This is a genomic window from Vibrio sp. D54 (genome assembly GCF_021728075.1).
In the GTDB taxonomy this organism is placed as follows: Bacteria; Pseudomonadota; Gammaproteobacteria; order Enterobacterales; family Vibrionaceae; genus Vibrio; species Vibrio alginolyticus.
This window is the reverse complement of record NZ_JAKKCS010000001.1, coordinates 113,108-125,424: the sequence shown is the minus strand read 5'-3', so window position 1 is coordinate 125,424 and position 12,317 is coordinate 113,108. Positions and strand designations below refer to the sequence as shown.

Sequence of the window (12,317 nt, the reverse complement as noted above, 5' to 3'; positions counted from 1 at the left end):
TTTATCAACGATGAAAGACCCTTTACTGAATTCGCTCATCTACGTTAGCCGTTACTATGGGTTAGCTAACTCGCCAGAAGCGCTAGTCAACGGACTACCGCTATCTGACGGTAAACTGACCCCATTTTTGCTACCAAGAGCAGCGGAAAGGGCCGGATTGGTTGCCAAGGAAAACCGCGCAGAGCTGGAGAGCATCTCCAGCCTAATTCTGCCGGCAATCTTAGTTCTTAAAGGCGGTGACTCTTGCGTTCTCAACAGCATCAATATGGAGAAACGCGAGGCCGAAGTCACCACCCTAGAAAGTGGAATGGTGCCGATCTCTATTCCATTAGAAGACCTACTTGAGCAATACACTGGTCGGTACTTTTTAGTTAAAAAGCAATTCCGTTTCGATGAGCGCTCTCCCGAAGTGCTCAAAACCAACGAAGGCCACTGGTTCTGGTCAACCTTGTGGCAGTCAAAACGCATCTACCGTGATGTTTTAATCGCATCACTTCTCATCAACCTCTTTGCGGTTGCCGCTCCGCTATTCACTCGCTTGGTGTACGACAAAGTGGTTCCGAATCTTGCGTTTGAAACCCTATGGGTACTAGCAAGTGGCATCTTTGTCGTGTTCCTGTTCGACTTCATTCTCAAGTCGCTGAGAAATTACTTCATTGATGTGGCGGGCAAGAAGTCTGACATTCTGATTTCATCCAAACTGTTCAGCAAAGTGATGGGGATTAGAATGGAATCGAAGCCGCCTTCGGTCGGTGCCTTCGCTCGCCATTTACAAGAATTCGAATCTATTCGAGAGTTTTTTACTTCAGCGACCGTCAGTGCTCTCATTGATTTGCCTTTTGCCATTTTATTCTTAGTGATTATATGGCTAATGGCTGGCGATCTTGTGTATGTACCGATGGTGGGCGTGGTCATTTTGATTATTCATTCGCTACTGATACAAGGACCGCTGCGTCGCTCCATAGAGGAGGGTTCACGCCTAGCATCGCAAAAATATGCCAATTTGATAGAGAGCTTGGCTGGGTTAGAAACCGTAAAAATGCTCAGTGCGCAAAGCCAATTCCAATACCGCTGGGAAGAGGCAGTTGCGCACATGGCGAACTGGAATATAAAAAGCCGCCGAATTACGGATAGCATTCAAAACGCAGCAGGTTTTGTGCAGCAAAGTAGTAACGTAGGGATGATCATCCTAGGCGTTTACTTGATTGCAGAGGGCGACTTAACCATGGGTGGTTTGATTGCCGCAACCATGCTTAGCGGCCGCGCGATTGGTCCTTTGGTTCAGTTATCCTTACTCTCTACGCGCTACAACCAAGCGAAGTCTTCTATGACAATTATCAATCAAGTCATGGAAATGCCGGATGAACAAGAAGAAGGTAAACGTTACATTCACCGTCCGATAGTACAAGGCAAAATTGAACTTGAACGCGTGACCTTCCACTACCCAGATTCACCGGTGGCGTCGATTCGAGATTTGAGCTTGACCATTAACCCAGGCGAAAAAGTAGCGATCATAGGCCGTATCGGTTCGGGTAAAACCACGTTAGAACGTCTCATCATGGGCTTGTATCAGCCGACGGAAGGTCATGTTCGCATTGATGATACCGACATCGCACAACTGCATCATGTCGACATTCGCCGTAATATTGGTTGTGTGCCGCAAGATTCGAATCTGTTCTTTGGTTCTATCCGCGACAACATTACGCTAGGTCGCCCATTAACCGATGACCGTGACGTACTAGACGCAGCGAATCGTGCCGGTGTTACTGCGTTTACGCAATCTGACCCAGCGGGCTTAGAACGCCAAGTTGGTGAAGGTGGTGCAATGCTTTCGGGTGGTCAACGTCAAGCAGTCACGATCGCTCGTGCATTTTTGGGTCGTCCTCCTGTTCTACTCATGGATGAACCAACCAGTGCGATGGATAACCGCTCAGAGATGCACATTAAGCATCAATTAGCACAGTTGAAACCTAGTGAAACGCTGATTCTGATTACGCATAAAACGTCTATGCTCGACATCGTTGATCGCGTAATTGTGATGGAAAAAGGCAGCATCATTGCAGATGGTCCTAAAGCGCAAGTGCTGAACGATTTGAAACAAGGCAAAGTGCGTGCGGTTAGCTAGCCTGAATTCACATTGATAAAAGACAAGGGCCCCGTTTAACTTGTGTTTAACGGGGCTTATTTTATTGGGAGCCCGAGATAATTAAGTTCTTCAAGCGCGACCCAAACGAGTACAAGGCCAACAATGACGAATAAAATCATAATCGCCTTTTCATCTTCTTCCATTTTTCAACGCCCTAAAAGCTATTTCAATTAATACACCTTAGGTTATCAGGACAAAAGTCATATTCAGCTCGTTTATAGGGAACTAGCGTCATAGAATGTCGGATATGGGATACAGCTCAAAGATTGCTCTCTTCAAAATCACGTCAGCTTTGATTGAATATAAGTAATGAAGCCAAAGAGTTCGTAATACTCACTAAGTCTTTGATTAACTTATATAGTACTCTGTGGAACCTCAACACAGAGACAAATGGTGTAAAGAAAAATTGTGATTACTTACAGCAAAAAATCAGCTATAAAAGCCGCTTTCTAGATATCGTCGAGATGAAGAAATGAATGATTGGATCCAATTAGAGCAAGTGAGCCAGTATTTCACTACGGGCTCCCTCGGTTACAAACTAATGATGGGCATTTTTGTCCTGATCGCGTATCGCATCCTGAAGAGGATTGTAAATAGAGCCATCCTAAATTTGGCAACAACGAAAGGTGTAAAAAAGGCTCGTTTGAGTTTTATTCAGCGCTGTTTCAATGTCGCGCTGCTATTTTTGACCGCCTCTATTTTTGCCATTATCACAGGTATTGGCTATGGCGATGTGTCTTTGTTCCTATCGTCCATTTTTGCCGTATTAGGTGTGGCGTTTATTGCGCAGTGGTCAATTCTGAGCAACATCACTGCCAGCTTTTTGATCTTTTTTGTCTTCCCGTACCGAGTGGGTGACCGAATTAAAGTCGTAGACAAAGATGAAGACATCTGCGGTGAGATTCAAGAAATCAGTATGTTTCACGTGTTAATTAAGCACGACAACGGAAACTTAATCACTTACCCAAACAACCAGATTTTGCAAAAAGCAGTGCTAAAGCTGGCGAAAAACAAGCCAGAGCCAAGTAAAGTAAAATCTCGGATTTATACTCGCAGAAAGAAATAACCCACTAAAAAGCCGATGTATCTACATCGGCTTTTTTAATACACTTCTTTTTAAGTTTTAGTGTTGACCTCAACTTAGCTTGAGGTTTTAGCCTTAGTCGCACGATTAAAAATCAACAATGAAAAAAGGAACCATTGTGTCCAAAATTGCGATTATTTATTTCTCTAAAACCGACGTTACTGGTCAGCTTGCTCGCGCGATTGCCGCAGGCGTTGAACAACAAGGCATTAAGCAGCAAGATGAATGTGAAATCCTCTCTCACCGAATTGAAGGCAGTGAGATTATTGAGGGACGTTTTGTGAACCCTAAACTAATGGATGAACTTGCTGAGTGTGATGCGATTATCTTTGGCTCACCGACCTATATGGGCGGTGTAGCAGCGCAGTTTAAAGCATTTGCAGATGCAAGCAGTGAATCTTGGTATTACCAAAAATGGGCGAGCAAAATCGCGGCTGGCTTTACCAGTGGTGGGGCAATGAATGGCGACCAATCTTGCACATTACAATATCTACAAACGCTCGCTAACCAACACGGCATGATGTGGGTCGGGTTGGATAAGATCAGCAATTCTGGTGAGCAAAACCTGAATCGTTATGGTGTACAAGGTGGTATTGTTGCACAAGGTGGTGAAGGTGGTCAGTTGCATACTTCTGATGTTGGAACAGCGGAGTATCTTGGCAAACGAGTCGCTATGCTCGTGAACAAGCTCTCCACTCGCTAACAATAAAAAGAAGCCCCGTAAGATACATCTTCGGGGCTTCATATTTATCGCTTGTTTTGAGCGCTACTTCTTGATGTAGAGATCTTTCGAGTAGATACGACCTTCTACGTTGTTCTTGGCAAAACCGCCAACCGTAGGACGAACCAAACGCGCTTGCATGTAGTAGTAAATCGGTGCGATTGGCATATCCGCCGCCAACAATTGCTCGGCTTGATCATAGAAACCTTGGCGCGCTTTCTCATCGGTTGCGGCCAATGCACTGTTCATCGCGTTGTCGTACGCTTCATTGCTGTAACGTGCAAAGTTACCCGAAGAACCTGAGCGAAGTAAGCTCAGGAAAGTAGACGCTTCATTGTAATCACCACACCAGGAAGCGCGCATCACATCGAAATTGCCTTGTTTACGCGCCACTAAGTATGACTTCCACTCTTGGTTTTCTAACTCCACGTGTGCACCGAGATTTTTTTGTAGCATCGACGCTATCGCAACCGCGATCGATTTGTTTGCCTCACTGGTGTTGTACAGCAATTTAAAATCGAGCGGCTTGTCTTGGCTGTAACCCGCTTCTTTTAACAACTGACGCGCTTTCTCGTCACGTTGTTGCTGACTCCACTTACTGTATTCAGGCGGCGTCGCATCAAACCCTGCGGTGTACTGATGCGCAAAAGTATAAGCAGGAAGGTTACCCACTTGCGTGACACCATTCGTAATCACATCGCGCATGATGGAGTACGACACCGCTTGACGCACTCGCACATCATCAAATGGCGGACGAGTGGTATTGAACGCGTAGTAATACGTACACAATAATGGCACCACCGTGTAAGCCTGCTTGTAATCATGTTTAAGCTTCTGCGCCATATGAGTCGGCACATCTGACGTGATATCCAGCTCTCCTGCCGCATAGCGATTGATAGACGCGTTTTGGTTTTCAAACGGAATGTAAGTCACTCTGTTTAGATGCGTATCTGCGCTGTCCCAGTAACTTGGACTCTTAACCAGTTCAATGCGCTCATTCACGACCCACTTATCCAATGTGAATGCACCGTTGCTAACAAATTGGTCTGGATCGCTCCACGGCTTGTCGCGGTTTTCCACTGTCGCTTGATGCACTGGCATCATGGACGTGTGCCCAGTCATAGCAACAAAGTACGGCACTTGACTGTCCAACTCAAAACGTAGGGTGTATTTATCCACTGCCTTGATACCGAGATCGTCCAAAGGCTTTTTGCCCTCTGCTACATCGGCGATGTTTTTGATCTTGGTGAGTTTGAGATACCAAACATTTGGAGAAGCGGTCTTCGGGTCCACCGCTCGGCGCAGTGAATAGACAAAATCATCCGCTGTCACAGGCTCGCCATTCGACCATTTCGCGTCTTTGCGCAAGTGAAAAGTAAAGGTTTGGTTGTCGTTGGTTTCCCATGATTCTGCCACACCGGGAATAATGTTTCCGTCACGATCTTGAATCACAAGCCCTTCAAATAAGTCACGAATCACATGCATTTCTGGCAGACCTTCGGCTTTCGCTGGGTCAAGCGTCGCCGCCTCTGCGTCATTCGCACGTACTAAATGCTGTTCTGCGGCAAGTTGAATGCCTTTAGGTAAGGTCTCCGCAGCAACTGATGTAGCAAGAAAAGGGGTGAATAAAGAGGAAATCAGCAACGCCGTTGAATGTTTTTTAAAATCCATATCGTTTTTCGTTCTCCTAACGCGTCTTGTGAAGCAAGTGCCACAATTAACATTTCAACCGTTGACGAGTTTAAACGGTTCAGTTTAGCTAGGTGTAATTAGCTTAGATATTGATACTACTTCATCAATCAGGAGATTACGGTGAGTCTAATTCCAAGAACGGAAAGAGCGGCATTTTTAATTCGGCCAACATCATACGGTCAATCCGTGCTTGGTGCGCCATTACTGTATTTTCCGGCTCAAGTCGAAAGTGCTTCGCGAGGTTTGATTTTGGCAGGCACTCACGGGGACGAGACGGCCTCGATTGCAGGTTTGTCCTGCGCGCTAAGAAGCTTGCCTGCAGAAAACTTACGACATGATGTGATTCTGTCAATGAATCCTGACGGCAACCAACTAGGCACACGCGCAAATGCAAACCAAGTGGATCTCAATCGCGCGTTTCCAACCCCAAATTGGACTGAGCATGGCACAGTGTATCGATGGAGCTCTCACACACCCGTTCGAGACGTACAGGTGAAAACTGGCACTAAAAACCAACTAGAGCCTGAAGTTAGCGCATTAATTAACTTGATTGAACTGCGCAAGCCAAAGTTTGTGGTGTCGTTTCATGAACCGCTTGCTTTTGTGGATGATCCCAAACATTCCGACCTTGCCAAATGGCTCGGCGAGCAGTTCCAACTGCCAATCGTTGACGATGTCGACTACGAAACACCCGGCTCATTCGGCACTTGGTGTAGTGAACGTGATTTACCTTGCATCACGTTGGAATTACCCGCGATTTCTGCCGATCTCACCATTGAAAAACATCTCTCTGCTTTTATTGCTTTGCTGAGGCACGATCCGGATCTTTAGTCCGCTGTTGGTTAAGCGATCATGTGAGGATCTGTTTGATGTCGGTACTGATATCGCTGATCAACTGACGGGCACTGTCGTCTCTTTGTTGAACCAAGATGATAAACAGCAAATCGGTGATCACGTTTTGCGCGGTACGCGAAGCAATGGATGAGCTGCGATGTTCCGTTTCATTGGCAATCGTATCAAACGTAATATCGGCAATACCGCGCAAGCGACTTCTTCCAGGCGCAGATAACGCAATCACCTTCGCGCCCTGCTCTTTTGCCGCTTCTGCCGCGACGAGAATTTCTTTGCGCTCACCCGAAAACGAGATTGCGATCTGAACATCTTCTGGAGAGAGCGTGCGGGCAACAGCAATCTGCACGTGGCTGTCTTGTTCAGAAAGCGCCGTAATACCAAGTTTAAGCAGTTTAAAGCTTAAATCCTTCGCGGTCAGTGCAGAGCCCCCAATCCCGACCACTTGCACTCGACGCGCTTCACTCAACCATTTCACCGCTTGGTGACACACTTCGTAAGACAGCGTATTGGTAGTTTGAAACATAGCGTCGGTTTTCGCTTTCACCAGTTTCTGTGAAATAACCGCAATGGGGTCGTCAGCCAAAATATCACTGTGCAGCGGTGTCGACTGCATCGCATGCTTACGGCCAATCTCTTCATTCAGAGCTAACTTAAACTCGCTGTAGCCTTTAAAGCCAATACGCTGAGTAAATTTTACAATGCTCGATTGACTCACTTTTACTTGCGCCGCAAGTTCTTGGCTGGTGAGCTGCGCTGCCTTTTCTGCGTTTTCAACAATCCAATCGCCGACCAAACGACCACTTTGCGAAAGCTGAGTACGCCTCGCGACTATCTTATTGATAACTGACACAACAAAAACCTCAAAAATTTTAAATAAATTATTCCAAAACAAAAATAATAAGAGTTTGATTTAACCCCCTGATTATTCAAACCAAGGCAGTTAATCCTGGATGTAATAGACGTATATTTTCTCTCATTATTCCAAATTTCTCCTGCATAAAGAATAACCTCAAGTGTGATTTTTATCACCAAACCTGAATATTTTATTCCATAAAATCGCCCTCAGATTGAACATTACGAAGAGTGCAAAACATGAAAATTGATTTAAGCAGATTGGTGACAGAAAGCCGTAACCCAGCCAGTGCCGAGATCGATACGCTTTCGACCATCGAGATGCTGCAAGTCATTAATGAAGAGGATCAAAAAGTCCCGCTCGCGGTAAAAGCGGTGCTACCACAAATTGCAGAGACAGTTGACGCAATTACCCAAGCTTTTGCAAATGGTGGCCGTTTAATTTACATGGGAGCTGGTACGTCAGGTCGCTTAGGCATTCTTGATGCAAGCGAGTGTCCTCCTACCTACGGCACGCATCCAGATATGGTGATTGGCTTAATTGCTGGTGGGCATCAAGCGATTTTAAAAGCGGTAGAAAACGCAGAAGACAACGCGAAAATGGGTCAAGACGACTTAAAAGCACTTCACCTCACCAAGCATGACGTGGTTGTAGGCATTGCAGCGAGTGGCCGTACACCTTATGTACTAGGTGGTTTGGACTACGCTAAATCCATCGGAGCCACGACCGCATCTATCGCCTGTAATCCAGAATGTGCCATGGCAGAAGCAGCCGACATCGCGATTCTGCCGATAGTTGGCGCAGAGGTTGTCACTGGATCTTCTCGCATGAAAGCCGGCACCGCACAAAAACTGGTGCTAAACATGCTCACGACAGGCGCAATGATTCGTAGCGGTAAGGTATTTGGCAACTTAATGGTGGATGTAGAAGCCACTAACGCCAAGCTCATACAACGCCAAACCAACATTGTTGTGGAAGCAACCGACGCATCAAAAGAAGAAGCAGAGCGAGCATTAAATGCCTGCGGTCGCCACTGCAAAACCGCCATCTTAATGATTTTGGCCGATTTGGATGCCGAACAAGCCAAATCACGCCTCGCCGCGCACAACGGCTTTATTCGCGCAGCACTAAATAATAACTAAATAATCCGAGTTCTGAAGGATAGACCCTATGGCAAAAATAACTTCAAACACAGTATCGCAGTTGCTGTCCGCAGTGGGTGGCAGTAGCAACGTAAGCAAATGTGGTAACTGTATGACGCGTTTGCGTTTATCGCTCGCCAACAATGGCTTGGCTGATCAATCAGTTATCAAGCAAATTCCCGGCGTAATGGGTGTGGTGGAAAGCGATGAGCAGTTTCAGATCATTCTCGGTCCCGGAAAAGCTCAACAAGCGGCTGAGATGATGAATCAATTGATCGACAGCTTAACCTCTGGTGACAGTGAAGAAGCAGATATGCCGCAACAAGATCTTTCTGCCGTCGCAGCCGAGCAGAAAAAACAGATGAAGAGTAAGCAAACCAGTGCGGTTCAGCGTTTTTTAAGCAAGTTTGCCACTATCTTTACGCCGTTGATCCCAGGCTTTATTGCCGCTGGTTTGTTGCTAGGTTTTGCGACGTTATTGGAACAGATGTTTGTTCTCGACCAGACACCAAGCCAGTTTATGTTGGATTTGATCGCCTACATGAAAGTCTTTGGTAAGGGTCTGTTTGCTTTCCTAAGTATTCTGATTGGTTACAACGCGCAGCAAGCATTTGGCGGCTCTGGTGTTAATGGTGCCATTCTCGCCTCTTTGTTTGTGCTGGGTTACAACCCAGAGGCGACATCCGGCATTTACTCTGGCATGAACGAGTTTTTCGGCTTTGCGATTGATCCGCGCGGCAACATTATCGGCGTACTTTTGGCAGCGATCATCGGTGCGCAAGTCGAGCGTAAGGTTCGTCAATACATGCCTGATGATCTGGACATGATCTTAACGTCCGTTATAACTCTATTGATCATGGGTGCGGTAACCTTCTTGATCATCATGCCGATCGGCGGCGAGTTATTTAAAGGGATGTCTTGGTTGTTCCTCAACTTAAACGATAACCCATTAGGCGCTGCAATCTTGGCAGGTTTGTTCTTAATTTCTGTGGTGTTTGGCATCCACCAGGGTTTTGTTCCAGTGTACTTCGCATTGATGGAAGCACAGGGTTTTAACTCGCTGTTTCCTATCCTGGCGATGGCTGGTGGCGGTCAGGTTGGCGCGTCAATGGCGCTGTATTTCAAAGCAAAAAAAGACGCTCTACTGCGCACTCAAGTTAAAGGCGCTATTATTCCGGGTCTTCTAGGCATTGGCGAACCATTGATTTACGGCGTGACATTACCACGCGTAAAACCATTCGTTACCGCTTGTATTGGTGGTGCTGCGGGCGGCTTCTTTATCGGTTTAGTTTCTTACCTTGGCTTACCAGTTGGTCTTAATACGGTGTTTGGCCCATCCGGTATCGTGGCGATTCCTCTCATGACATCTGAAAATGGCATCTTCCCGGGCATGATGGTGTTTGTTGCCGGCCTGCTTATCTCTTACATCGTCGGCTTCCTCGCGACTTACTTCTTTGGCTGCAAAGACGTCGATTTAAGCTAAATCATTCTTCCCCTATAGGAATGGACTAGCTCGCGCCCTTGGCAAACAAGGGCGCACCCTCTCTCTACTTCACGACAATTTTTCTTATTCCGTTACTCGGAAGGGGCTTTGTTGTACCTAAAACAATAGAAATGAAAGGTCGTTAATCATGAAAAAACACATTTTGACTCTACTTCTCCCTACATTGATGGCATCAAACGCAATGGCAGCGCAGCTGTATCAAGCGGAAGATGGGTCAGTTTTAAATATTTACTCTCGTCTTGGTTTCAATGTCACCAGTAAAAATGATGAGCACGGCGATGCAAATGGCGAGTTTGATGGCCGTATTGGTTTAAACGGTTCACAAACCATCAACGAGTACGCGTCGATCATCGGCCAAGCGCAATACCAAGTGGGTGCCGCTGAATACGCAAACCAAGTAAACGACAAACCGTCTCTGACCGCACGTTATGTATGGGCGGGTATTGATGCGAAAGATTATGGTCGCATTGCTGGTGGTCGCGTGGCATCTGGGTTGATTATGTTTACCGACATTGGTGATGTGTTCGCCTCTTCCGATGTTTCTATGGCGCGCCAAGCGAATAAAGTCGACAAAACCGCAACGCAAGTTTTCCGTCAAGATGGCACGCTGCAATACCAAAACAGCCTAGGTAATGTCGATTTTTCTGTCGCGTACATTTTAGGAAACAACACTTCTGAGCTCGACTACGGTTACAACGCTGCACTGCGTTATACGCTAGACATAGGGAATTTGGGTACCTTGGCACCAGTGATAGCGATGCAGAAGAATAAAGGTGATGCACGTGAAAGCAACGACACCGATTACACATTCTGGGGCGCAGGTACGCGTTACTACCTAGGTGATTTGATGTTGGGTGCGTTGTACTCGGAAGATGAACTAGAGGGCTATTACTCACAAACCAGTACCGACAAAGTGATGGAACTAACGGCGGTTTACAGTGTAAATGACAAATGGGTACTACGTGCTGGTTATCGTTCTTTAGAAAACAGTGATGGTGACGAGCTAGAGCTGAAAGATACAACGCTAGAAGTGCAATACAAACTGACGCCTCGTTCTTCTATCTACACAAACTACGTTGATCGTAACGGCTCGCGTGGCTACAGCAATGGACAAGAAGTCTCGTTTGGCGGTGCGCACGCAGACGAAAGCTACTACCACTTAGGTCTACGTTACGAGCTGTAAGCACGATACTTAATGTAAGTTAGCTGAATCCATGAGCTTCTTCTGTGTCCGGTCAGTAGTTATTGCCTTTAATGCTGATTTGAAGAAGCTCACCCTCGCAATATGTTTTCTTCGTTACCTGTTTTAACAAACACGCCTGCATCAGGGAAGCTGGTGACAGTGTTTTCGCATTCCTTTGCTTCCTCAATTGTTGCTAAGTTTGTTGTCGCTATTCGCCGACAGAATATATGTTCCTAAAGTGATCAATGAACGCTCGCGTTCTTCTTGGTAAGTGCTCACGTTTTGGGTAAAGCAGATAAAGCGGCAAAATCGCATCCGTTTGCCATTCTGGCAGCAAACTCACGAGTTGTTCTTTTTGTGCAGGGTCGAGTTTAGCCAGTGCAAATTCATCTAACATGGCTACACCACAGCCAGCCAAAGTAGCATCCAACATGGACTGGACAAGATTAAAACTCAGCGTACTTTCTAACTCAATGCTGCACTGCTGTTGAGTTTGCTTATGCGTAAACGTCCACTTGTCTAACACCAAGTCACGACTTTTATAAAGGATGTGCTCTAAGTCACCAAGCTCCTCTGGCGTACTTACATTTGGTTTATCAGCTAAATACGAGCGATGAGCGATCGGTTTACAGTGTAAAGTGCGTAGCTGATGGCCGACGTATCCCTCTGGGGGAGTATCGGTAAAGTAGAATGCGATATCAAACCCAGCCTCAATCAAGTCGAGAGGTGTCTCTGTGAAGATCACTTCAACACTCACTTGTGGATGTTGCAATCGAAACTCGATCAATGTTTGGCTGAGTAACGCAGCTCCGAAAGAAGCGGACGCCGCTATTCTCAATTTTCCCGATACGATCTCGTTTGCCATGACTTGCTCATTGATCTGCTCAGCGCCTTCGAGCAGTTTCTTTACCTGCTGATAAAACCGCAAACCATCGTAGGTCAAATTAAACTGGCGCGTAGTTCGCTGAATAAGCTGCACCGACAACATGTCTTCAAGCTGTTTAAGTTGCCGACTTACATGCGCATTCGAACAATTCAGGCGCTTTGCTGCGCCAGCAATACTTCGCTCCTCGCACAAAGCGACGTAAAGTGGTACGTAGCTGAGCCATTTTATTTCCATACAGTAATTCTGAATCTCTA

General features: G+C 46.3%; 10 protein-coding genes. 7 read left to right on the top strand and 3 right to left on the bottom strand.

What is annotated here, in order from left to right; translation table 11 throughout:
* Positions 1-10: 10 nt before the first annotated feature.
* The 3 genes from L3V37_RS00615 (at position 11) to L3V37_RS00605 (ending at position 3,933) form a co-directional block, all read left to right on the top strand.
* A complete protein-coding gene (locus tag L3V37_RS00615) occupies positions 11-2,125 on the top strand; it encodes a type I secretion system permease/ATPase (protein WP_005374556.1) in 2,115 nt (704 codons plus the stop codon).
* Positions 2,126-2,618: 493 nt separating this feature from the next.
* Entirely contained in the window at positions 2,619-3,212 is a 594-nt protein-coding gene (locus L3V37_RS00610) for a mechanosensitive ion channel family protein (RefSeq protein ID WP_170889917.1), read from the top strand.
* 136 nt (positions 3,213-3,348) lie between these two features.
* Complete coding sequence (locus L3V37_RS00605; protein ID WP_237305633.1) at positions 3,349-3,933, top strand: flavodoxin family protein; 585 nt, start codon at positions 3,349-3,351, stop codon at positions 3,931-3,933.
* 63 nt (positions 3,934-3,996) lie between these two features.
* On the opposite strand, the gene L3V37_RS00600 is transcribed toward L3V37_RS00605, so the two are convergent.
* A complete protein-coding gene (locus L3V37_RS00600; protein ID WP_213968202.1) occupies positions 3,997-5,622 on the bottom strand; it encodes an ABC transporter substrate-binding protein in 1,626 nt (541 codons plus the stop codon).
* A 141-nt stretch (positions 5,623-5,763) separates the two neighbouring features.
* Here L3V37_RS00600 and mpaA point away from each other — a divergent pair, with 141 nt between their 5' ends.
* Entirely contained in the window at positions 5,764-6,474 is a 711-nt protein-coding gene (mpaA, locus tag L3V37_RS00595; RefSeq protein WP_213968201.1) for a murein tripeptide amidase MpaA, read from the top strand.
* A gap of 19 nt (positions 6,475-6,493) precedes the next feature.
* Here the strand turns inward: mpaA and L3V37_RS00590 are convergent, their stop codons facing one another.
* Entirely contained in the window at positions 6,494-7,345 is an 852-nt protein-coding gene (locus tag L3V37_RS00590; protein WP_213968200.1) for an SIS domain-containing protein, read from the bottom strand.
* A gap of 242 nt (positions 7,346-7,587) precedes the next feature.
* On the opposite strand from L3V37_RS00590, the gene murQ reads away from it, so the two are divergent.
* The 3 genes from murQ (at position 7,588) to L3V37_RS00575 (ending at position 11,177) form a co-directional block, all read left to right on the top strand.
* Positions 7,588-8,490 (top strand): N-acetylmuramic acid 6-phosphate etherase, encoded by a 903-nt coding sequence (gene murQ, locus L3V37_RS00585; protein WP_017635657.1) that lies wholly within the window; start codon positions 7,588-7,590, stop codon positions 8,488-8,490.
* Between the two features lie 28 nt (positions 8,491-8,518).
* Positions 8,519-9,973 carry a PTS N-acetylmuramic acid transporter subunit IIBC gene (murP, locus tag L3V37_RS00580; RefSeq protein ID WP_025500819.1) on the top strand — a complete coding sequence of 485 codons (1,455 nt, stop codon included), beginning with the start codon at positions 8,519-8,521 and terminating at the stop codon, positions 9,971-9,973.
* A gap of 148 nt (positions 9,974-10,121) precedes the next feature.
* Complete coding sequence (locus L3V37_RS00575; RefSeq protein ID WP_237305632.1) at positions 10,122-11,177, top strand: porin; 1,056 nt, start codon at positions 10,122-10,124, stop codon at positions 11,175-11,177.
* Between the two features lie 208 nt (positions 11,178-11,385).
* Here L3V37_RS00575 and L3V37_RS00570 read toward each other — a convergent pair whose 3' ends face one another.
* Positions 11,386-12,297 carry a LysR family transcriptional regulator gene (locus L3V37_RS00570; RefSeq protein ID WP_237305631.1) on the bottom strand — a complete coding sequence of 304 codons (912 nt, stop codon included), beginning with the start codon at positions 12,295-12,297 and terminating at the stop codon, positions 11,386-11,388.
* Positions 12,298-12,317 lie beyond the last annotated feature (20 nt).

Bases quoted from the DNA above. Each gene is read 5' to 3' on its own strand.
- L3V37_RS00615 (WP_005374556.1), top strand. From the start codon at position 11: ATGAAAGACCCTTTACTGAATTCGCTCATCTACGTTAGCCGTTACTAT.
- L3V37_RS00610 (WP_170889917.1), top strand. From the start codon at position 2,619: ATGAATGATTGGATCCAATTAGAGCAAGTGAGCCAGTATTTCACTACG.
- L3V37_RS00600 (WP_213968202.1), bottom strand. From the start codon at position 5,622: ATGGATTTTAAAAAACATTCAACGGCGTTGCTGATTTCCTCTTTATTC.
- murQ (WP_017635657.1), top strand. From the start codon at position 7,588: ATGAAAATTGATTTAAGCAGATTGGTGACAGAAAGCCGTAACCCAGCC.
- murP (WP_025500819.1), top strand. From the start codon at position 8,519: ATGGCAAAAATAACTTCAAACACAGTATCGCAGTTGCTGTCCGCAGTG.
- L3V37_RS00575 (WP_237305632.1), top strand. From the start codon at position 10,122: ATGAAAAAACACATTTTGACTCTACTTCTCCCTACATTGATGGCATCA.
- L3V37_RS00570 (WP_237305631.1), bottom strand. From the start codon at position 12,297: ATGGAAATAAAATGGCTCAGCTACGTACCACTTTACGTCGCTTTGTGC.